Annotated in this window: 25 protein-coding genes and 1 tRNA gene; 6 read left to right on the top strand and 20 right to left on the bottom strand. The window is 66.9% G+C overall.

What is annotated here, in order from left to right; translation table 11 throughout:
• Positions 1-19 precede the first annotated feature (19 nt).
• On the top strand, positions 20-358 hold the full coding sequence (locus tag ACXJKJ_RS12605; protein ID WP_157281141.1) for a hypothetical protein: 339 nt from the start codon (positions 20-22) through the stop codon (positions 356-358).
• Positions 359-403: 45 nt separating this feature from the next.
• Here ACXJKJ_RS12605 and ACXJKJ_RS12600 read toward each other — a convergent pair.
• From ACXJKJ_RS12600 to petA, 6 genes are all read right to left on the bottom strand, one after another.
• Positions 404-479, bottom strand: a tRNA-Thr gene (locus ACXJKJ_RS12600).
• Positions 480-504: 25 nt separating this feature from the next.
• Complete coding sequence (locus ACXJKJ_RS12595; RefSeq protein ID WP_056192817.1) at positions 505-1,014, bottom strand: ClpXP protease specificity-enhancing factor; 510 nt, start codon at positions 1,012-1,014, stop codon at positions 505-507.
• A 128-nt stretch (positions 1,015-1,142) separates the two neighbouring features.
• Positions 1,143-1,760, bottom strand: coding sequence for a glutathione S-transferase N-terminal domain-containing protein (locus tag ACXJKJ_RS12590; protein ID WP_056192820.1), 618 nt, complete (start codon positions 1,758-1,760; stop codon positions 1,143-1,145).
• A gap of 142 nt (positions 1,761-1,902) precedes the next feature.
• A complete protein-coding gene (locus ACXJKJ_RS12585) occupies positions 1,903-2,673 on the bottom strand; it encodes a cytochrome c1 (protein WP_056192823.1) in 771 nt (256 codons plus the stop codon).
• 20 nt (positions 2,674-2,693) lie between these two features.
• Complete coding sequence (locus tag ACXJKJ_RS12580; protein WP_056192833.1) at positions 2,694-4,100, bottom strand: cytochrome b; 1,407 nt, start codon at positions 4,098-4,100, stop codon at positions 2,694-2,696.
• An 18-nt stretch (positions 4,101-4,118) separates the two neighbouring features.
• Positions 4,119-4,715, bottom strand: coding sequence for a ubiquinol-cytochrome c reductase iron-sulfur subunit (gene petA, locus ACXJKJ_RS12575; RefSeq protein ID WP_056192837.1), 597 nt, complete (start codon positions 4,713-4,715; stop codon positions 4,119-4,121).
• A gap of 174 nt (positions 4,716-4,889) precedes the next feature.
• Between petA and mscL the strand changes: the two genes are divergently transcribed.
• Both mscL and ACXJKJ_RS12565 read left to right on the top strand, forming a co-directional pair.
• Positions 4,890-5,312 (top strand): large conductance mechanosensitive channel protein MscL, encoded by a 423-nt coding sequence (gene mscL, locus ACXJKJ_RS12570; RefSeq protein WP_056192848.1) that lies wholly within the window; start codon positions 4,890-4,892, stop codon positions 5,310-5,312.
• A 130-nt stretch (positions 5,313-5,442) separates the two neighbouring features.
• Positions 5,443-7,860, top strand: coding sequence for a DUF1631 family protein (locus ACXJKJ_RS12565; protein ID WP_457390330.1), 2,418 nt, complete (start codon positions 5,443-5,445; stop codon positions 7,858-7,860).
• A gap of 179 nt (positions 7,861-8,039) precedes the next feature.
• On the opposite strand, the gene pdxA is transcribed toward ACXJKJ_RS12565, so the two are convergent.
• On the bottom strand, positions 8,040-9,089 hold the full coding sequence (gene pdxA, locus ACXJKJ_RS12560) for a 4-hydroxythreonine-4-phosphate dehydrogenase PdxA (RefSeq protein WP_457390329.1): 1,050 nt from the start codon (positions 9,087-9,089) through the stop codon (positions 8,040-8,042).
• Positions 9,090-9,161: 72 nt separating this feature from the next.
• Here pdxA and ACXJKJ_RS12555 point away from each other — a divergent pair, with 72 nt between their 5' ends.
• Both ACXJKJ_RS12555 and ACXJKJ_RS12550 read left to right on the top strand, forming a co-directional pair.
• Positions 9,162-10,958, top strand: a complete 1,797-nt coding sequence (locus tag ACXJKJ_RS12555; RefSeq protein ID WP_457390328.1) for a DUF885 domain-containing protein — start codon at positions 9,162-9,164, stop codon at positions 10,956-10,958.
• A complete protein-coding gene (locus ACXJKJ_RS12550) occupies positions 10,955-11,866 on the top strand; it encodes a M14 family metallopeptidase (RefSeq protein WP_457390327.1) in 912 nt (303 codons plus the stop codon). The genes ACXJKJ_RS12555 and ACXJKJ_RS12550 overlap by 4 nt, the downstream gene beginning before the upstream one ends.
• 13 nt (positions 11,867-11,879) lie before the next feature.
• Here ACXJKJ_RS12550 and ACXJKJ_RS12545 read toward each other — a convergent pair whose 3' ends face one another.
• Together ACXJKJ_RS12545 and ACXJKJ_RS12540 are read right to left on the bottom strand one after the other, a co-directional pair.
• Positions 11,880-12,506 carry a hypothetical protein gene (locus tag ACXJKJ_RS12545; RefSeq protein WP_056192861.1) on the bottom strand — a complete coding sequence of 209 codons (627 nt, stop codon included), beginning with the start codon at positions 12,504-12,506 and terminating at the stop codon, positions 11,880-11,882.
• A gap of 126 nt (positions 12,507-12,632) precedes the next feature.
• Positions 12,633-13,379 (bottom strand): Nif3-like dinuclear metal center hexameric protein, encoded by a 747-nt coding sequence (locus ACXJKJ_RS12540; RefSeq protein WP_457351469.1) that lies wholly within the window; start codon positions 13,377-13,379, stop codon positions 12,633-12,635.
• Positions 13,380-13,400: 21 nt separating this feature from the next.
• Here ACXJKJ_RS12540 and ACXJKJ_RS12535 point away from each other — a divergent pair, with 21 nt between their 5' ends.
• Positions 13,401-14,564, top strand: coding sequence for a S1C family serine protease (locus ACXJKJ_RS12535; RefSeq protein ID WP_457324413.1), 1,164 nt, complete (start codon positions 13,401-13,403; stop codon positions 14,562-14,564).
• Here ACXJKJ_RS12535 and tatC read toward each other — a convergent pair.
• From tatC to ACXJKJ_RS12480, 11 genes are all read right to left on the bottom strand, one after another.
• Positions 14,552-15,355 (bottom strand): twin-arginine translocase subunit TatC, encoded by an 804-nt coding sequence (gene tatC, locus ACXJKJ_RS12530; protein WP_457351473.1) that lies wholly within the window; start codon positions 15,353-15,355, stop codon positions 14,552-14,554. The genes ACXJKJ_RS12535 and tatC overlap by 13 nt on opposite strands.
• Complete coding sequence (tatB, locus tag ACXJKJ_RS12525; RefSeq protein ID WP_457324414.1) at positions 15,352-15,831, bottom strand: Sec-independent protein translocase protein TatB; 480 nt, start codon at positions 15,829-15,831, stop codon at positions 15,352-15,354. Before tatB ends, tatC begins: the two co-directional genes overlap by 4 nt.
• The gene (gene tatA / locus ACXJKJ_RS12520; RefSeq protein ID WP_056192876.1) at positions 15,832-16,068 is read right to left on the bottom strand and encodes a Sec-independent protein translocase subunit TatA; all 237 of its coding nucleotides are present in this window, start codon (positions 16,066-16,068) and stop codon (positions 15,832-15,834) included.
• A 122-nt stretch (positions 16,069-16,190) separates the two neighbouring features.
• Positions 16,191-16,538 (bottom strand): histidine triad nucleotide-binding protein, encoded by a 348-nt coding sequence (locus ACXJKJ_RS12515; protein WP_457390326.1) that lies wholly within the window; start codon positions 16,536-16,538, stop codon positions 16,191-16,193.
• A 12-nt stretch (positions 16,539-16,550) separates the two neighbouring features.
• Positions 16,551-16,919 carry a DUF4870 family protein gene (locus ACXJKJ_RS12510; protein WP_457390325.1) on the bottom strand — a complete coding sequence of 123 codons (369 nt, stop codon included), beginning with the start codon at positions 16,917-16,919 and terminating at the stop codon, positions 16,551-16,553.
• Entirely contained in the window at positions 16,916-17,254 is a 339-nt protein-coding gene (locus tag ACXJKJ_RS12505; protein ID WP_457390324.1) for a phosphoribosyl-ATP diphosphatase, read from the bottom strand. The genes ACXJKJ_RS12510 and ACXJKJ_RS12505 overlap by 4 nt, the downstream gene beginning before the upstream one ends.
• Positions 17,247-17,636, bottom strand: coding sequence for a phosphoribosyl-AMP cyclohydrolase (hisI, locus tag ACXJKJ_RS12500; protein WP_457390323.1), 390 nt, complete (start codon positions 17,634-17,636; stop codon positions 17,247-17,249). Before hisI ends, ACXJKJ_RS12505 begins: the two co-directional genes overlap by 8 nt.
• Positions 17,637-17,720: 84 nt before the next feature.
• Positions 17,721-18,146 (bottom strand): NUDIX domain-containing protein, encoded by a 426-nt coding sequence (locus ACXJKJ_RS12495; protein WP_056192887.1) that lies wholly within the window; start codon positions 18,144-18,146, stop codon positions 17,721-17,723.
• The gene (locus tag ACXJKJ_RS12490; protein WP_056192890.1) at positions 18,143-19,009 is read right to left on the bottom strand and encodes an ATP-binding protein; all 867 of its coding nucleotides are present in this window, start codon (positions 19,007-19,009) and stop codon (positions 18,143-18,145) included. The genes ACXJKJ_RS12495 and ACXJKJ_RS12490 overlap by 4 nt, the downstream gene beginning before the upstream one ends.
• Before the next feature lie 23 nt (positions 19,010-19,032).
• Positions 19,033-19,662, bottom strand: a complete 630-nt coding sequence (gene slmA / locus ACXJKJ_RS12485; protein ID WP_056192893.1) for a nucleoid occlusion factor SlmA — start codon at positions 19,660-19,662, stop codon at positions 19,033-19,035.
• Between the two features lie 28 nt (positions 19,663-19,690).
• Positions 19,691-20,377 carry a response regulator gene (locus tag ACXJKJ_RS12480; protein ID WP_056192896.1) on the bottom strand — a complete coding sequence of 229 codons (687 nt, stop codon included), beginning with the start codon at positions 20,375-20,377 and terminating at the stop codon, positions 19,691-19,693.
• Positions 20,378-20,448: the final 71 nt, after the last annotated feature.

The following is a 20,448-nucleotide window of genomic DNA, read 5'->3' as shown; positions in this document are numbered from 1 at the left end:
GCCTCACTACACTGCGGCTATGGCCAACCCGCCCCGCTACCTTGCTCCCAAGAGCGTGCGCGTCAGCGTCCCGTCGCCGACACCGGTGGCCGACGCGTTGCGTGCTCACGAGGGCCTGAGTCAGCTCAATGCGCGCCTGGAGGCGTCACGGCGGCGGCTGCGCATCATCGGGCCCGCGTTGCCGGGCAATCTGCTGGCCAGCCTGCAACCCGGGCCGCTGGACGAAGAAGGCTGGAGCCTGCTGGCCGCCAACGCGGCCGTCGCCGCCAAGCTGCGCCATCTGCTGCCCCGGCTGGAAGCCCTACTGGCCCAGGCCGGGCTGCCTGGACATATCCGCGTGAAGCTGATCCAGAAATAGGCGCACATGAAAAAACCCACTGTCGCGAGACAGTGGGTTTTTGATTGGTGCCGGCTATCGGATTCGAACTGRKGACCTACCGCTTACAAGGCGGTTGCTCTACCAACTGAGCTAAGCCGGCGAAAAACAGGCGAGATTCTAGTCGCTCACTTCACCCGTTTGAGTGAAGGCCGCGGGCCACCGCTGGGCGCGTCGGGTGGCGGGGGCGTGTCATCGCCCTCGTCGTCGCTGGCTTCGCTGGCCAGACGCAGGCCGCTGCGGCGCGGCTCCTGCGGCGCCGGGCTGGGCAGCGGTGCACCTTCGGCCAGCGCCTCGGGCGCCGGAAAGGCCATGCCCTGGCCGTTCTCGCGGGCGTAGATCGCGACAACATGGTCCACCGGCACGACGATCTCTCGCGCGACGCCGCCGAAGCGCGCCTTGAACTGGATGAACTCGTTGCCGAGATCCAGTCCGCTGGTGGCATCGAAGCCGACGTTCAGCACGATCTCGTTGTTGGACACGTACTCCATCGGCACCTGCACCGAACGATCGACGTGGACCGCGATATAGGGCGTGAAGCCGTTGTCCGTGCACCAGTCGTGCAGCGCGCGGATCAGGTACGGGCGGGTGGACGTGCCATTGCCCGCGCCACCTTCAACTCCTTGCGATTTATCCATGTACGACAGTCAACCCGGTCAGGGTGCAATACGGTCTGTAGACCCCGCGGCCGCCATGGAACCGGTTTTGCCGGGCCACTGACGGCGCCCCCTTGAGGGGGAAGCGCACAGCGCTTCGGGGTGGGCAATCAACGGCGCATGACCTTTTCCGAGGGCGTCAGCGCCTCGATGTAGGCCGGGCGGCTGAAGATGCGCTCGGCGTACTTGAGCAGCGGCAGTGCGTTCTTGGACATGTCGATGCCGTAGTAGTCCAGGCGCCACAGCAGCGGGGCGATGGCCACGTCGAGCATCGAGAAGTCGTCGCCCAGCATGTACTTGTTCTTCAGGAAGATCGGCGCGAGCTGGGTCAGGCGGTCACGGATCTGCGAGCGGGCCTTTTCGAGCTGCTTGTCGGTCGCCTTGGTCGTCGTGCCGCGGCCCTCGAGGATGTTCACGTGGGCGAACAGTTCCTTCTCGAAGTTCAGCAGGAACAGGCGCACGCGGGCACGGGCCACCGGATCGCCGGGCATCAGCTGCGGGTGCGGGAAGCGCTCGTCGATGTACTCGTTGATGATGTGCGACTCGTACAGGATGAGGTCGCGCTCGACGAGGATGGGCACCTCGTTGTACGGGTTCATCAAAGCGATGTCTTCGGGCTTCGCGAACAGGTCAACGTCACGGATTTCGAAGTCCATGCCTTTCTCGAACAGCACGAAGCGGCAGCGGTGCGAGTAGGGGTCGGTGGTACCGGAGTAAAGGACCATCATGGCTTGGGCTCCCGAGGGGTCAGTCAATCAAAAACGCGCGACGGCTGGGGCCGCGCTGAAAAAGCAAACGCAGTGGGTGGCTACAAGCGCGCCCCACTGCGTGTTTCGACACCGCCCGAGAGCGGTGCCGGGATGGACGGGCTTACTTCACGTCCTTCCAGTACGAGGCGTTCAGTCGCCAGGCAAACACGGTCAGGATGGACAGGAAGATCAGCACGATCACGCCGAGCTGAAAGCGCTGGCCCTGAGCGGGCTCGCCCATCCACTGCAAATAGGCAACCAGGTCGGCCACGGCTTCGTCGTACTGGCGCTCGGACAAAGTACCTGGCGTCAGTTGCTGATAGCCGGCGAAGACGTGGGTCTTCTTGTCGTGGTCGTGCGGGTCGGCGACTTCCTCGAACTTGGCGGCGCGCTGGCCTTGCAGCTCCCACATCACATGCGGCATCGCGACGCTGGGGAAGGCCATGTTGTTCCAACCGGTGGCCTTGGTGTCGTCGCGGTAGAAGCTCCGCATGTAGGTGTAGAGGTAGTCCGCACCCGAGCCCTTGGCACCGTCGGCACGCGAGCGGGCGATGACGCTGAGGTCGGGCGGGTTGGCGCCGAACCAGGCCTTGGCGTCCTTGGGGTCGATGCTGACCTTCATGGTCTCACCGACCTTCTCGGCCGCGAACAGCAGGTTGTTCTTGATGTCGGCCTCGGACAGGCCGATGTCGCGCATGCGGTTGTAGCGCATGTAGGCGGCCGAGTGGCAGTTCAGGCAGTAGTTGACGAACAGCTTGGCACCGCTTTGCAGCGCCGCCATGTCCGACATCTTTTCCTTGGGGAACTTGTCCCACTCGATGCCGCCGGTGTTGGCCTGGGCGGCACCCACGAAGCCCAGGGTGGCCAGCAGGAGAGCGATCAGCTTTTTCATTGGTGTTGTTGCTCCGCGGCTCAGTGGGCGTGGAAGGTCACACGGTCCGGCACTGCCTTGGGCGTGCCGAGGCGGCTCCACCAGGGCATCAGCAGGAAGAAGCCGAAGTAGAACAAGGTGCCCACCTGGGCGACCAAGGTGCCCACGTCGCTCGGCGGCTGGATGCCGAGGTAGCCCAGCCACAGGAAGAAGACGACGAAGACGGCATACACATACTTGTGCCAGTCGGGGCGGTAGCGGATCGATTTGACCGGGCTGTGATCCAGCCAGGGCAGGAAGAACAGGATGATGACCGCGCCACCCATGACGACCACGCCCCAGAACTTGGCGTCGAAGACCTTGAGCAGGAAGATCAGCACGGCGGCCGCCACCAGCAGGGCCACCTTGGCGGCACCGCCGAACTTGCCCTTCAGGAAGCTCACGACGGCCGCGACGGCGACGACGCCGCACAGCACGTTGACCATGGTGTCGGTCGTCGCGCGCAGCATCGAGTAGAACGGCGTGAAGTACCAGACCGGGGCGATGTGAGCCGGCGTCTTCAGCGGGTCGGCCGGGATGAAGTTGTTGTACTCCAGGAAGTAGCCGCCCAGTTCCGGCGCGAAGAACAGGATGGCGGTGAAGGCCATCAGGAAGATGCAGACGCCGTAGATGTCGTGCACCGTGTAGAACGGATGGAAGGCGATGCCGTCCAGCGGGATGCCGGTCTTCGGGTCCTTGTGCTTCTTGATCTCGACGCCGTCGGGGTTGTTGGAACCGACGTCGTGCAGGGCCAGCAAGTGGGCGACCACCAGGCCCAGCAGCACCAGCGGCACGGCGATGACGTGGAAGCTGAAGAAGCGGTTCAGGGTCGCGTCGCCAACCACGTAGTCGCCGCGGATCATCAGCGCCAGGTCCGGGCCGACGAAGGGCACGGCAGCGAACAGGTTCACGATGACCTGGGCGCCCCAGTAGCTCATCTGGCCCCATGGCAGCAGATAGCCCATGAAGGCTTCGGCCATCAGGCACAGGAAGATCGCGCAGCCGAAGATCCAGACCAGCTCACGCGGCTTGCGGTAGCTGCCGTAGATCAGGCCGCGGAACATGTGCAGGTAGACAACGACAAAGAAGGCCGAGGCGCCCGTGCTGTGCATGTAGCGGATCAGCCAGCCCCAGGGCACATCGCGCATGATGTACTCGACCGACGCGAAGGCCAGGCCCGCGTCGGGCTTGTAGTGCATCACCAGGAAGATGCCGGTGACGATCTGGATCACGAGGACCAGCAGCGCCAGCGAGCCGAAGATGTACCACCAATTGAAGTTCTTCGGCGCGTAGTACTCCGACATGTGGACCTTGTAGGCGTCGAACGCGGTCGGGAACCGGTTCTCCAGCCAGGTCATGGTCTTCACGCCTGCCGAGGCGCCTGCGGGTGCTTCTTTGAATTCAGCCATGTCTCGTCCCGTGCTCCGTTAGGCCTTCTTGTCTTCACCGATGACCAGCCGGGTGTCCGACAGATACATGTATGGCGGCACTTCGAGGTTGTCGGGCGCGGGCTTGTTCTTGAACACGCGGCCGGCCATGTCGAAGGTCGAACCGTGGCAGGGGCACAGGAAACCGCCCGCCCAGTCATCCGGCAGCGAGGGCTGGGCGCCGGTTGCGAACTTGTCGCTCGGCGAGCAGCCCAGGTGCGAGCAGATGCCGACGACGACGAGGTACTCGGGCTTGATCGAGCGGTTCTCGTTCTTGGCGTAGTCGGGGATGGGGAAGGCCTTGCGGTCTGAGTTCGGGTCGGCCAGCTGGCCGTCGTTCTTCTTCAGGGCCTCGAGCTGTTCCGGCGTGCGRCGCACGATCCAGACCGGCTTGCCACGCCATTCGACGGTCAGCTTCTCACCGGGCTTGATGCCGGAGATGTCGACCTCGACGGGGGCACCAGCGGCCTTGGCGCGCTCGCTCGGCGCAAAAGTGCTGACGAAGGGCACGGCAGTCGCAACGCCACCAACGGCGCCGGCGCAACCGGTTGCAATCAACCAGGTGCGCTTGCCTTGGTCCACTTGCTGGTCACTCATGAGGGTCCTCTAAAGAGACTTCTGATCAGGGGCAGCCCAGGATTCTAACGGACGCTTACCCGAGGCTCGGCCAAGCGACGACCGACCGCAGGTTTACCCGCCTTCTGGCTCGCCGGACTTGGCGCCAACATCCGTCCGAGTCATCTCACAGACATCGCCATCCAGGAGCCCCGCATGAGTTTCTTCTCCGAGTTCAAGGAGTTTGCCGTCAAAGGCAATGTCGTCGACCTGGCGGTCGGCGTGATCATCGGCGGCGCCTTCGGCAAGATCGTCGACTCCCTGGTCGGCGACGTCATCATGCCGGTCGTCAGCAAGATCTTCGGCGGCCTGGATTTCAGCAATTACTTCATCCCGCTGGCCGGCCAGACGGCCACGACGCTGGCCGAAGCCAAGAAAACCGGCGCCGTGCTGGCCTACGGCAGCTTCCTGACCGTGTCGCTGAATTTCATCATCCTGGCCTTCGTCATCTTCCTGATGATTCAGCAGATCAACCGCCTCAAGCGCGAACCTGAAGCCGCGGCCGCGCCGGCCGAGCCGCCGGCCACGCCGGAAGACATTCAACTGCTGCGGGAGATTCGCGATTCGCTGAAGCGCTAAGCTCTCGCGCCGCCCGTCGCCCGGTAAGCAATGGTTACCGGGCTTTTTTGTGCCAGGAATTTGGCAACTGGTTGAAAACCCGCGCCTGTTGCAGGCGCGATACTTTCAATGCAGCTCGTGCCACCAGTTGATGAACGCGCCAGAGATACGCCTGAACCCGCACCTCGAAGCCTCGCTGACCCGCATTCGTCTGGCGGGTGAGCAGGCGGCCGAGCGCTGCGCGGAAGGTCTCGGGCTGTCGGCGTTGTCCTCCGGGCAGGTCAAGCGCCGCGACACCCTGCTCGCGGCTCAATTCGTGTTCCGCCAGCAACAAGGCGTGTTCTCGCAGCGTTTTGTGCAGAGCTTGCGCAAACAGGTGTCGGCCGAACAATCCGATACCAAGCCGCCGCAGGCGGCGCCCACGGCCAAAAAGGCCTGGGGCGAGCTTTCGCTGATGGACGACGACCAGGTCAACAACCTGGTGGCCGCGGACCGCATCGGCCTGGCCATTGGCCACCACTGCGAGTGGGAGCTGCGCGAGGTCGAGTCCTACGTCGCTGGCATCCAGGTCGGTGAACGCAACCCCTTGCGGCCCGAGCTCATCGGCCAGGGCCTGCTTGACGCCATCCAGGCCATCACCGACGACCCTGTGACCCGCCAGACGCTGACTGACGAATTGACTCGCGCGCTGGCCCAGGAGATGCGCGCCTGCTATGCCGATATTGCCGAGTTGCTGCGCTCGCGCGGCCTGCGGCCCCAGGACTTGCGCGTGCGGGCGACGCCGGATGGCGCCGCCTCGCGCCTCGGCGGCCTGGGTGCAGCCACCCAGCCTGGCGATCTCGATTCGGGCCTTGGCGGCATGTCCTCGCGCGGTGGCTACGGTGGCTCAGGGCATGGCGGCCTGGGTGGCCAGGGAAGCCCTGGCGGCGGCCGCAACAGCGGCTTCGGCGGAGCCGGCGGCAGCTTTGGCAGCCGCGGCGGCGGCGGAGGCAGCGGCGGCATTGGCCGGGTCGACCCCCAGATGATGGACCTGCTGCGCCGCCTGGCGCAGACGCCCGGCGCCTACGAGCCGGCCTATGACAGCCACGGCAACTCCAGCCGCATGGGCCTTGACACCCTCAGCGGTGAGCCCAGCGCCTGGGGGCAGATGCCGCTGCCGCCCAACCTGATCAACCAGCATCGCGACGAACTGCGTCAGATGGCCACGGGCCGGCTGGACCACATGGTCATCGACGTCGTCGCCGGCCTGTTCGACCAGATCCTGTCCGACCCCAAGGTGCCGCCGCAGATGGCGCGCCTGCTGGCCCGCCTGCAGCTGCCCGTGCTGCGCGTGGCCCTGGGCGACGAAACCTTCTTCTCCTCGCGCCGCCACCCGGTGCGCGTGTTCGTCAATCGCATGGCGTCCCTCGCCTGTGCCTTTGAGGACTTCAGCGACGATCCCGGCCGCTCCTTCCTGGCCCATGTGCGCGACCTCGTGCAGGACGTCGCCCAGGGCGATTTCGACCGCATGGACGTCTACACGTCCAAGTTGGACGCCCTGGAAGCCTTCATCACCGAGCAGACCCGCAGCACGCTGAAGGCTGCCGGCGACGCCGCTGCCGTCGTCGAGCGCCGCGAGACCGACCTGCGCCTGCAGCAGCGCTACGCCCTGCAACTGCAGCAGCAGCTCGCTCGTGTGCCAATGCAGGACTTCCTGCGCACCTTCCTGGCCCAGGTCTGGTCCCAGGCCATCGTGCTGGCTTCGCGCGAGGGCGCGCCGGAGCGGGCCCTGCGCCTGCGCACCCTCGGCCGCACCCTGGTCATGAGCGTGCAGCCCAAGGGCGGCACGGCCGCGCGCGCCGATTTCCTGCGTGAGCTGCCCAATCTGATGCGCACCCTCAACGAGGGCATGGATCTGATCCGCTGGCCGGACGGCCCGCGCAAGGACTTCTTCGGCGTGCTGCTGCCCGCGCATGCCGAATCGCTGAAGGGCCAGGCCGCCAGCGCCCTGGACACCAACCTGCTGATCAAGCAGCTCGACCAGATCTTCGGCGTCGCGCCACCGGCCGAGGCCGACCTCGCCAAGCCCATGGCCGGCGAAACCGCGCCCGGCGACCTCGACGCTAGCCAGCGCCTGACGCCCGCCGAGGCCAAGAGCCTGGGCCTCGTCGAGGAAGCCAGCGTCGACTGGAACGGCGAGTTGGACCTCGACCTGTCAGGCAACGACGCGGCGGCCGCGGCCGAACCGCTGCAGGCCGTGGATATCTCCATCGACGGCCTGCCCGCCGCCGAGGGCGCACCCGAGGCCAGCAGCGGCGCCCTGCTGGTGGACAACATGCAGCTCGGCTTCGCCTACCAGATGCACACCGGCAACGAATGGCAGAAGGTGCGCCTGGCCCATGTCAGCGCCGGGCGCAGCTTCTTCATCTTCACGCACGGCAACCGCCACCAGGAGACGGTGACGATGACGGCCCGCATGCTGAGGAAGCTCTGCGAGGCCGACCGCATGCGCGCCTATGAACACGGCCTGCTGCTGGAGCGCGCGACGGCTCGTGCCCGGGCGCAACTGGCGGCGCTCGGCGGCCGCTAGAACATATGCCCCTCGCCCAGGCTCGCGCTGCTGAACGCCCGCGAGCCTAGTCGGTCTTGCAGACCGCGCTGCGGCAGTGCCGCAGCTCTTCGGCAGGCACAAGACGCCCACTGGGCGTCTTGTGTCCGGCCTCAGCCCCCGCGGACGCCGCCCCTTGCGGCATTGAGCCGCAAGCGTCGTCAGGCGGGCCGGCTCGGGAGCGGCCCAGCGCTCGGCCCGAAGGATCTAACCCCAGCCAGCCGGCGTGCCATTGCCAGTGCCGCGCCCAGGCTGGCCGGGTCGGCCAGGCCTCGCCCCGCGATGTCGAAAGCCGTGCCGTGGTCGGGGCTGGTGCGCACGAAGGGCAGGCCCAGCGTCACGTTGACGCCCTGCTCCACCCCGAGGTATTTGACCGGGATCAAGCCATGGTCGTGCACCATCGCCACGACGACGTCGAACTCGCCGCGCCGGGCGCGCATGAAGATGGTGTCGGGCGCATAGGGGCCGCTGGCGTCCATGCCCGCGGCACGCGCGTCGGCGATGGCCGGCGCGATATGCAGGATCTCTTCATCACCGAACAAGCCGCCTTCGCCGGCATGCGGGTTCAGCCCGGCCACGGCAATGCGCGGCGCGGCGATGCCCATGCGCTGCAGCGCCGCCTGCGTGATGCGCAGCGTCTCTCCCACGGCCTCACGGGTCACGCGGGAGATGGCCTCACGCAGCGAGCAGTGGATGGTGACGAGCACCGTGCGCAGCTCCTCGTTGGCCAGCATCATGCGCACCGGAACGCCCCCCGCCAGGGCCTGCAGCATTTCCGTATGGCCCGGGTAGGGCGAGCCGGCCGCATGCAGGGCTTCCTTGTGGATGGGCGCCGTGATGAGGGCGCGCGCATGGCCGGCCTGGATCAGGCCGACGGCGGCCTCGATGCACAGGGCTGCGGCCGCGCCGGCACGGGCATCGACCTGGCCCAAGGGGGCATCGATCACGCCTGCGGGCAGGCCCACGGGCTGCCAGACCGGCAGGCAGCGCGGCGGTACGCGGCCTAACACATCGGCCCCATGCAATTCAGCGACCGCCAGGCCACCGCCGGCAGCAGCGACCGCGCGCCTCATGACGGCAACGTCGCCGACCACCAGGGCATCCCGCGGCATCTCGTGCCGCCACAACTTGGCGATGATCTCGGGGCCGATGCCACAGGCATCACCCATGCTGAGGACCAGGGGCTGGCCTAGGGAGTTTTCCGGGGTCATGCCGCATTCTTTCATCACCCTGGCAGCGCGCTGGCAGACTGCCCACCGGCTCATCACGCCGTGGAGACTTTCTTGCGCAAGACCCTTGTTGCCGCCCTGATCGCCGGTCTGCATCTGACCGCCCCCGCCGCCACCCAGCCGGCACCCAAGGCCAATGCAGCCGCTACCGACGCTGCCGCCAAAGCCCATCAGGCCCTGCTGGCCCTGTTCGACGAAGCCTGGGAGTCCGAGGCCCATGCGGCGCCGGAATGGGCCACGCTGCGCGGTGACCTGCGCTTCAACGACAAGCTGAGCGACCGTTCCGCGGCCGGCCTGGCCGCCCGCGACGCTTTTGCCCGCGACATGCTGGCCCGCGCCCGCGCCATGGACGCCGGCCTGCTGGGCGACACCGACCGCGTCTCCCTGGCGCTCTWCATCAACCGCTACCAGCAGGAGGTGGCCATGCAAGGCTTCGCCGGCTGGCGCACCTTGACGCTGGGCACCCTGTACGGCGCGCAATCGGCCCTGGCCGGCTTTGCGCGCAATGTGCCGGTCAACAACGAGACCCAGGTCAAGCAGTGGCTGACGCGCCTGGCCGCCTACCCGGCGCGGGTTGACCAGGAAATCGCCATCCTGCGCCAGGGCCTGACCCTGGGTTGGGTCACCTCCAAGCCGGTGCTGGCGCGCGCCATTGCCCAGGTGGAAGGGCAGCTGACCGAGGACGTCACCAAGAGCCCGGTCTACGAGCCCTTCACGCGCATGACGGTGGACGCCAGCGTCAAGGCCAACTACCAGGCCCAGGGCCAGGCGGCCATGCGCGAGATCTTCTACCCGGCCCAGCGCAAGCTGCTCGCCGTCATGAAAGACGAGCTGATGGCCAAGGCCCCCGACAGCGGCTCGCTGTCGAGCTACCCCGGCGGCGACAAGGTCTACGAGGCGTTGATCCAGCGCCATGTGACGTTGCCTCTGGCGGCGGGCGACATCCACACCACCGGCCTGCGCGAGGCCGCGCGCATCCGCGCCGAGATGGAGAAGGTCAAGGCCGAGGCCGGTTTCGACGGTGACCTCGCCGCCTTCAAGAAATTCCTCTACAGCGACCCCAAGTTCTTCAACCAGACGGCCGACGAGCTGCTGGACGGCTACCGCGCCATCGCCAAACGCATCGACCCCGAGCTGCCCAAGCTCTTCGCCCAGCTGCCGCGCTCGCCCTATGGCATTCGCGGCATGCCGCCCTATACCGGCGAAGGCGCGGCCGACAACTACAACGGCCCCTCGCTGGACGGCACGACCCCCGGCTGGTTCAACGCCAACGCGATCTCGTTCAAGCGCCGGCCGAAATGGGCGATGGAGACGCTGGTGGCCCACGAGACCGTGCCAGGCCACCATCTGCAGATCTCGCGCCAGGTCGAGCTGGGCGAGCTGCCCAACTTCCGCCGCCAGTCGCAGTACTCGGTCTTCAGCGAGGGCTGGGCGCTGTATGCCGAGACGCTGGGCCCGCAGATCGGCCTGTTCCGCGACCCCTACGCGCGCTTTGGCCACTTGCAGGCGCAGATGTTCCGCGCCGCGCGGCTGGTTGTCGACACCGGCCTGCATGCGCTGGGCTGGAACCGCGACAAGGCCATCGCCTACATGATCGAGCAGACCGGCCACGACGCCACCTTCATGACGGCCGAGGTCGACCGCTACCTGTCCCAGCCCGGCCAGGCGCTGAGCTACATGATGGGCGAGCTGAAGATCAAGGAGCTGCGCGCCCGCTCGGAAGTCGCGCTGGGCGCCAAGTTCGACCAGCGCCGCTTCCACATGGCCGTCATCGACCAGGGCGCCATGCCGCTGCCGCTGCTGGAGCAGCGCATCAACGCCTGGATCCAGGCCGAGAAGGCGCGGCCATGAGCTACGCAATAGGCATTCCCGGCCAGCCCTGGGGCCCGTCCGAGGTCGCCGCCTGGCGGGAGCATCTGGTCAAGCAGCGCAGCTATGCGGCTGACGTGCTCGCCGCCATCGAGCCGCTGAAGCAGGACTTCGACGTCAGCGAATACGGCGCCGTGGTGCATGGCGGCGAGCGCTTCCCGCTGCTGGCCATCCGCAGCCGCGGCTGGCGCGAAGACCTGCCCATCCTCGTCGTGACGGGCGGCGTGCATGGCTACGAAACAAGCGGCGTGCAGGGCGCGCTGCAGTTCGTCCGCGAGCATGGGCTCGACACGGCCGGCCGCGCCAACCTGCTCGTCATCCCCTGCGTCAGCCCCTGGGCCTATGAGCGCGTGCAGCGCTGGAACTTCGACGCCCAGGACCCCAACCGCAACTTCCGCGCGGGCAGCCCGGTGCCGGAGTCGACGGCCCTGGTGGCCCTGCTCGCGCCGCTGCGCGGCCGCGTGCTGATGCACATCGACCTGCACGAGACCACCGACACGGACGAATCAGAGTTCCGCCCTGCCCTGGCGGCGCGCGATGGCGAGGTGTTCGAGCCCGGGCTGATTCCCGATGGTTTTTACCTCGTCGACGACGCCGAACACCCGCAACCGGAGTTCCAGAAGGCCGTCATCGCCGCGGTGGCTCAAGTCACCCACATCGCCGAACCCGATACGAACGGGCAGATCATCGGCTGCCCGCTGCAGTCGCCCGGTGTCATCAGCTTCGCAGTGCGCAGCCGCAACCTGTGCGCCGCCATCACCGGCGCCCGCTTCAGCACGACGACCGAGGTCTACCCGGACAGCGCGCGCGCCACGCCCGAGCAATGCAATGCGGCGCAGGTCGCGGCCACCCGTGCCGCGATCGGCTACGCGCTGGCGGCCGAGATCTGAACCTCAGGCGGCGTCATTCGCAGACCAGCAGGCCTCTGGCACCCACCCCATGCGTGGACTGCAGCAAAGAGGTGGCATTTACCAGCCGCCCCATCCGGCGCCGCACGACGCCCTCGGCATCACGCTCGAGCTTGACGCAGAGGTCGGGGTCCAGCCCCATCGCGATGCGCTCCTCGAAGGTAGGCCTGGGTGAATTGCTGCGCGGGTCGGTCGTGGCGGGGTTGGCCAGGGCGCCGCGCAGGATTTCGGGGCTGGGCCTCAGGTTCAGCGCGCCGGGTGCAGACGCCGCCGCACCGGGCGACAGGGCCGCACCCGTCGCCGCGACCACGGGCGCGCCCTCGCCGTCCGGTGCGCCCGGCAGGGTTGGCGTGGGTCTTGGGCTGATGCCCGGTGATGGGGCGGTGGGCTGCCGCGCCTGCACGCGCGCCGCACGCTGGTGCAACTGAGGCGGCGGGGGCAGCAGGCGCAGCACCACTGAACGCCGCGCTTCTTCGCCTGCCGCTGGCCACCGCCGCGCCTGCCAGATGAGCAGCAGCAACGCCGCATGCCCCAACAGCACGGCCCAGACCGCCATCTGCCGACGCCGGGACGAAGCCAGGCGCCAGCGGCCTGGCCGCGTGACGGCCTCCGCGGCCTTCACGCGCCGGCCGGATGAAGGCCAAGCATCCCAAGGACACGAGTGGGCGAGCGGGCAACGCAATAGCAGCAGGAAGGCATGCCGGATGCTAGGAGCCGCGGCCCCGCGCCGGGTTACGCCAGGGTTAGGTCAGGCCGGGTTGTCCACGTCGATGAACTGCCAGGTGAGGCCCAGATCCTGCGCGACCTGGGCACCGACGCCCTGCACGCCGTAGCGCTCGGTGGCATGGTGGCCGGCCGCGATGAAGGCGACGCCGGTCTCACGGGCGTAATGGGCCTGGGGCTCGGAGATCTCGCCGGTGATGAAGACATCGGCGCCCGCCGCGATGGCCGACTCGAAATAGCTCTGGGCGCCGCCGGTGCACCAGGCGACGCGGCGCAGCGGGCGGCCGTCGCCCGGCACGGCGGTCACGTTGCGGCCCAGCGCATCGCGAAGCCTCACCGTCAGCGCGGCAAGGTCGGTGGGCTCGATGGCCGCGCTGAAACCGAGATCCTGCTCGCCGAAGCGGCTGTCCGCAGTCCAGCCGAATTGCGCACCAAGCTGCGCGTTGTTGCCCAATGTCGGGTGAGCGTCCAGCGGCAGATGATAGGCAAAGAGGTTGATGTCATGCTGGATCAACCGCGCCAGGCGCTGCTTCATCCAGCCCGTCACGCGGCCATCCTGTCCACGCCAGAACAGGCCGTGATGGACCAGGATGGCACCCGCCCCGACGGCAATGGCCGCGTCGATCAGGGCCAGGCTGGCTGTGACGCCGCAGACGAGATGACCCACCTCGGCGCGCCCCTCGACCTGCAGACCGTTCGGCCCATAATCCTTGAAGCGCGCGGGCTCCAGCAGCTGGTTCAGGCGGAGTTCCAGCGCGGCGCGATCGGTCATGGCTTGATGGGGATGTAGGTGTTGAAACGGCTCTGGCTGATTTTCGCGCAGGCGGTCACCGTCGCCCTGGCCGCCCTCTTCGTCGTCTCGACGCTGAAGCCGCAATGGCTGCACGAGGCACGGCTACCCCATGCCACCGTCGCCCAGACCGCACGCCAGATCGCCTTGCCCTCCTCGCCTGCCGCCTCCGTCGTGCGCGCCGGTTTCTCGCAGGCCGCTCGCGTCGCAGCGCCGGCCGTCGTCAGCATCACGGCCAGCAAGGCGCCGTCGCGCGCGGGCCGGGCGCATGAACAGCTGTTCGGCTTCCCGTTCGGGCTGCGCCAGCCCCGCGGCAGTCCCCAGCTTGGCCTGGGCTCGGGCGTCATCATCTCGGCCGACGGCGTGCTGCTGACCAACAACCATGTCGTCGAGGGCGCCTCCGACATCGAGGTCATGCTCAGCGACGGCCGCCAGGCCCAGGCCAAGCTCATCGGCACCGATCCCGAGACCGATGTGGCCGTGCTGAAGATCAGCCTGCCCGATCTGCCGGTCATCGCGATGGGCGATGCGGCCAGCCTGGCGGTCGGTGACGTCGTGCTGGCCATCGGCAACCCCTTCAATGTCGGCCAGACGGTCACGTCCGGCATCGTGTCGGCGCTGGGCCGCAACCAGCTCGGTATCAACACGTTCGAGAACTTCATCCAGACCGATGCCGCCATCAACCCCGGCAACTCGGGCGGCGCGCTGGTGGACGCCGATGGCCGGCTGGTGGGCATCAACACGGCGATCTTCTCGCGCAGCGGCGGGTCCCTGGGCATTGGCTTCGCCATCCCGGTCGACGTGGCCCGCCAGGTGGCGGCCTCGCTGCTGCAGGACGGTGTCGTCGCGCGCGGCTGGATCGGCGTGCAGACGCGCGAGCTGACGCCCGAGCTGGCCGAGGCGCTGAAGCTGGGCGACGCCAAGGGCGTGCTGATCGGCGGCGTCGTCAACGACGCGCCGGCGGCCAAGGCTGGCATCAAGCCGGGCGACGTGCTGACCCGCATCGGCGAGCATGCCGTCACGACGCCGGCCGAACTGCTGGCCAGCGTGGCGGCCCTAAAGCCCAGCAGTCAGGTCGAGGTGGGCGTGCAGCGCGCCGGCAAGGCCATGCACTTCCAGCTCGCCGTGGCTCAGCGGCCCAAGCCGCAGCGCGATCAGGACGACTGATCGGGGGTGGTCTGCTCGGCCTCGTCGGGCGCCTTGGTATGGCGCACGAAGTAGGTGGACGCAAACAGCCCCACCTCATAGAGCAGGCACATCGGGATCGCCAGTGCGAGCTGTGAAACGATGTCGGGCGGCGTGATGACGGCGGCGATGATGAAGGCCACGACGATGAAGTAGCCGCGCCATTCGCGCAGCTTCTCCACCGACACGATGCCCATGCGCACCAGCACGACAACGACGATGGGCACCTCGAAGGCCGCACCGAATGCGATGAACATGTTCATCACGAAGCCGAGATAAGCCTCGATGTCCGGCGCCGCCGTGATGCTCTTGGGCGCAAAGCTCTGGATGAAGGCGAAGACCTTCTTGAAGACGAAGAAGTAGCAGAAGGCCACGCCGCCGAAGAACAGCAGCGTGCTCGACACGACCAGCGGCATCACCAGGCGCTTCTCGTGCGAGTACAGGCCCGGCGCGACGAAGGCCCAGGCCTGGTAGAGCACGATGGGCAAAGCCAGCATGAAGGCGGCCAGCATGGTGATCTTGATCGGCACGAAGAAGGGCGCGATGACGTTGGTCGCGATCATCTTGGTGCCTTCGGGCAGGTTGGCCACGAGCGGCGCCGCCAGCCAGTCGTAAAGCTGGCTCGGCCCGGGGTAGAGGCACAGCACGCCGAAGCAGACCGCGATGGCGATGACGGCGCGCAGCAGCCGGTCGCGCAGCTCCATCAGGTGGGTGACGAAGGGCTGTTCGGTACCGGCCAGTTCGTCGTGGTCGGGGTTCTGGAAGGAGCTCATCGGTTCAGGCCTGGTGGGCGGAATCGCGCCACGCGGGCAGCTCCCGATTGGGTATGACGCTTCACACCGGCCTTCTGCTTGAACCACATCGGCGTCGACCCGCGCTTGAGGCGCCAGTTCTTTTTAGGGTGGCGGTACTCGGGCGGCGGTGGCGCGATCGTCGTGCCGGCTTCGTAGGACGAATCGCTGGTCACGTCCTGCCAGGTCTGATTCATCGCCTGCGTCGCGGTGTCCACCTCCTGGCGCACGCTCTGCTCGACGTCCTGGACCGCCGTCTGGAACTGGGTCTTCATCTTCTGAAGCTCCTCCAGTTCGATGGAGCGGTTGACCTCGGCCTTCACGTCCGCCACATAGCGCTGTGCCTTGCCCAGCAAGGTGCCCACCGTGCGAGCCACGCGCGGCAGCTTCTCGGGGCCGATGACGATCAAGGCCACCGCGCCGATCAGCGCGATCTTGTCGAAGCCGAAGTCAAGCACTTAGGACTTGGTCTTCGCGTCGACGTCGACCGTGTTCGGGTCATTGACCTTGCGGGCGGTGACCTGTTGGGGCGCAGCGGCTTGCTCTTCGGAAGTCGTGCCGTCCTTCACCCCGTCCTTGAACCCCTTGACGGCTGCGCCGAGGTCGGAACCGACATTGCGCAGCTTCTTGGTGCCGAAGATGGCGATGACGACGACGAGGACGATCAGCCAGTGCCAAATACTGAATGAACCCATGATGTTGACTCCTTGTGGACTGGCTCAAATTCTAGGTGAGGGATGACCCTAGCATCCCAGGTCATTTCGAGGTCGATCGCGTTCCGGTGCGATCGTGCTCAGCCCTTAGGTTTGGTCACAACTCAGCCTTTCAACCACGGCCGAGGCCCGCCCATCACATGCAGATGCAGGTGCAACACCTCCTGACCGCCGTCCGGACCCGTRTTGATGACGTGGCGGAAGCCGTTGGTAACACCCAGTTCCTTCATCAAACGCGGGCCCAGGGCCGTCATCTTGCCCAGCAGCGCAGCCTCGGCCTCGGTCACGTCCGCCATGGAGGCGATGTGGCGCTTGGGGATGATGAGAACGTGGACGGGTGCCCAGGGATGGATGTCATGGAAGGCCAGAACGTCCTCGTCCTCATAGGCCTTCTTGCTCGGGATCTGGCCGGCGACGATCTTGCAGAACAGGCAGTTGGGATCGTGAGTCATCTTTTACTCGCTTCAGACCGGCATGGGTTTGCCGTCGTTCCAGTTCAAGAAGCCCTTGACGAGGCGATAGAGGAACCAGATGCCGTCCACGGCGAGGATCACGAAGCCCACGCCCAGCAGCAAGGTGGCAAAGCCCAGGATGCCCCATACCAGGCTCCACCAGAAGGTACGGATCTGCCAGGTGAAATGGCTGGCGTAGACGGTGCCCGCGGTGTCCTCGCGCTTGATGTAGTTGATGATGATGGCCACGATGCCGGTGAAGCCGGTGAAGGCACTCAGGGCATAGAGGACATAGACCACCATCGTCAGCTGCTTGAGGCTGGCCAGCTTCTCGGCAGGCGCGCCGACATCCAGCGCCACGGGGCTCGGATCGTTGTTCATGGGGCTTCTTTCGGCGGCTTGTTGCGGGACGCAAATTCTTCCAGGCCAGACAAGCCCTCGCGACGCGCAAGTTCCCGGAGCACGTCCTCGGGCTTCAGCCCGAAGTGGGCCAACGCCACCATGCTGTGAAACCACAGGTCGGCCACTTCATAGACGACCTTCTGGGCGTCGCCATCCTTGGCGGCCATGACGGTCTCGGTGGCTTCCTCGCCGACCTTTTTCAGGATGGCATCCAGGCCCTTGTCGAAGAGCTTGGCGACGTAGCTAGTGCTCGGGTCGGCACCCTTGCGGGAGTCGATGACCGCGCCTATGCGGGAAAGGATGTCGTCACTCATAGATTTTTGCGGGGTCCTTCAGTACCGGCTCGGTGGCGCTCCAGACACCGTTCTCCAGCTTCTGGAAGAAGCAGCTGTGCCGGCCGGTGTGGCAGGCGATGCCCGGTTCGTGCCCAAGTTGGGTGATGGTCAGCAGCACGACGTCGTTGTCGCAGTCCATGCGAATGGCATGCACCTGCTGGAAATGACCGCTCTCCTCGCCCTTGTGCCAGAGCTTGCTGCGCGAGCGGCTCCAGTACACGGCCTGGCCGCGCTCGGCCGTCAGGGCCAGGGCCTCGCGGTTCATCCACGCGAACATCAGCACGTCGCCCGTGCCCTGCTCCTGGGCGATGACGGGCACCAGCCCCTTGTCGTCCCATTTGATTTCGTCCAGCCAGTTCATTGCCCGCCCGGCCGCCCGAAGGGCAATGGCGCCCCCTCGGGGGGCAGAGAACGAAGTGAACGTGGGGGCTGCGTTTCCATGGTTTCAGTCTAGGTGAGTCGGACCGACGTGCCGGCGCTCTTCAGCGAACCACTCCAGCACCGGGATCGTCCCAGGCAGCACCGGCCGGACCTGCGCCGGCAGGCCGGACCAGGCCATCTGCTGGCCTTCCAGCATCTGGAAATCGCCCTGCCAGTCGTACACCTTGCAGAAGTTCAGCCGCACGCGGGCGTGCGGGTAGTCCATGACCAGCATCTTCCACGGATGGGCTGCGCCGATCTGCACACCCAGTTCCTCGCGCAGCTCACGCGCCAGCGCCTGCTCGATGCTTTCGCCCGGCTCGACCTTGCCGCCCGGGAATTCCCAGTAGCCGGCGTAGACCTTGCCCTCGGGGCGCGAGGTCAGCAAGAACTGGCCGTCAGGCGCGACGAGAACGCCAACCGCCACTTCGGTGATGGGACGTTCAGTCATTCGGCACGCCCTGCCATGTCGCGCGCGAACTGGTAAGCCACACGGCCCGAGCGCGAGCCGCGCTCCAGCGCCCAGATCAGCGCCGGCTGGCGTGCCCCTTCAATGGCGGCGTCGTCCACGCCAAAGTGGCGCAACCACTGCGCCACGATGGCCAGGTATTCGTTCTGGCTGAAGGGGTAGAAACTGATCCACAGCCCGAAGCGCTCGGACAGCGAAATCTTCTCCTCCACGGCCTCGCCGGGATGGATTTCGCCATGCTCGCCGTGGGTGCCCGCAAGGTTGTCGACCATCTTCTCGGGCAGCAGGTGGCGGCGGTTGCTGGTGGCGTAGATCAGCACGTTGTCGGTGGCGGCAGCGACGGAGCCGTCGAGCACGCTCTTCAGCGCCTTGTAGCTGGCCTCGCCTTCGTCGAAGCTCAAGTCATCGCAGAAAACCACGAAGCGCTCCGGGCGAGCCGCGACCTGTTCGACCAGGTCCGGCAGGTCCACCAAGTCGGCCTTGTCGACTTCGATGAGGCGCAGGCCCTGGCTCGAAAACTCGTTGAGCACGGCCTTGATCAGCGAACTCTTGCCCGTGCCCTTGGCGCCCGTCAGGAGCACGTTGTTGGCCGGCTTGCCGGCGACGAACTGGGCGGTATTGCGCAGCAGCCGCTCCTTCTGCGGCTCGACTTCCTGCAGGTCTGACAGGCGGATGCGGCTGACGGCGCGCACCGGCTCAAGCACCAGGGCGCCATGGCGCCGGCGGGCGCGAAAGGCGGTGGAAGCAGCCCAGTCGGGCGGCGTGGCGGCGTGGGGCAGAACGGCTTCGAGCCGGGTCAGCAGGCCCTCAGCGCGGGTGAGGAAGGAATCCAGAGCGGCAGACATCGCCGCAGTTTAGGCGGGCAGGCTCAGGCGATCGCCTTGAGCGAGGCTTCGAGCTGCTCCGTCGGCAGCCGCTTGAAGCCCGAGCGGGCATAGCGCTGCAGCCGGCCAATGATGAAGCTGACCCAGACCGAGGCCTGAGCATTGGCCTGCACGGTCGGCGTCAGTGAACCCTGCGCCTCGGCTGCGGCGCGCAGTACCTGGCGCAGCGAGGATTCGATGCGGTCGAAGAACTGGTTCATGCGGGCCACCAGCCGCTCGTTCTCGTAGACCAGGGCGTCGCCCACCATCACCCGAGCCATGCCGGGATTCTTTTCGCCGAACTGCAGGATGACGCTGGCGATGCGCGCGGCCTTGCCAGGCGGCGGCAGGGGATGCGGCGAGTCGGCGATCTGGTTGACCAGGCCGAAGACGCTGCTCTCGATGAAATCGATCAGCGCCTCGAACATCTGCGCCTTGCTGGCGAAGTGGCGGTACAGGGCCGCCTCGCTGACGTCGAGCTTGGCTGCCAGCGCCGCCGTCGTGATGCGGTCGGCGCCCGGCTGCTCCAGCATGCCGGCCAGCACCTGCAGGATCTGCGTGCGGCGCTCGCCGGGCTTGGGGCGCTTCTTGGGGTTGGCAGCGGGGCTGTCGGCGGCGGGCTGGTCGGCGTCCATGCCGGCGATGTTAGGGCCTGTTACAGCCCTAGTCGCGCAGCCAGCCCAGGCGGCGAGCTTCGTAGATCGCTTCCACTTTGGAGCGCACGTGCAGCTTGCGGTAGACCCGCTTGACGTAGGTCATCACCGTGTGCGGTGAGACCTGCATGAACTGCGCGATCTCATCGAAGGTGAAGCCCTTGGCCGCCAGGTGCAGCACGCGCGATTCCTGCTCGGACAGGGCGACAACTTCCTCGTCGGCCATCGTCGCGGCCATGGCCTCCGGCGAGGGGCCGGTCGAGTTCTGCGACCCGGGGGCCAGACGCACCAGCAGGCGGCGGGCGATGACGGGGCTGATGGGGCTGCCGCCGGCGCGCAGAGAGCGCAGCTGGCCGGGCAGGTCCAGCGCCAGGCTGTCTTTCAGCAGATAGCCGGTGGCGCCAGCCTCGATGCTGGCGACCACATGCTGCTCATCGCCGAAGACGGAAATGACCATGACCTCGCACTGCGGCCGGGTCTGGGCCGCATGGCGGATCAGCTCGATGCCGCTGCCGCCAGGCAGGTCCAGGTCAACGAGCAGGACGTCGGGCTGCAACTGATCGAACATGCGCCGGCCCTGGGGCAGGTCGGGCGCGATGCCCAGCAGCTCGATGTCGGGCACGCTGCCCAGAGCGTGAGTGAAAGCCTCGCGGAAGCGGGCTTGGTCTTCGACGATCAGGACCGAGAACGGGGACATGGACTCTGTGGACTTTCCAAACGCGCGGAAGCCGCATTGTCAGGTGAGGATACCCCCTCATCCATGAGCGT

This window comes from Roseateles sp. P5_E1, assembly GCF_054049335.1.
Note: the sequence above shows the minus strand (reverse complement) of the source record. Positions and strands in the feature narration are given on the sequence as shown.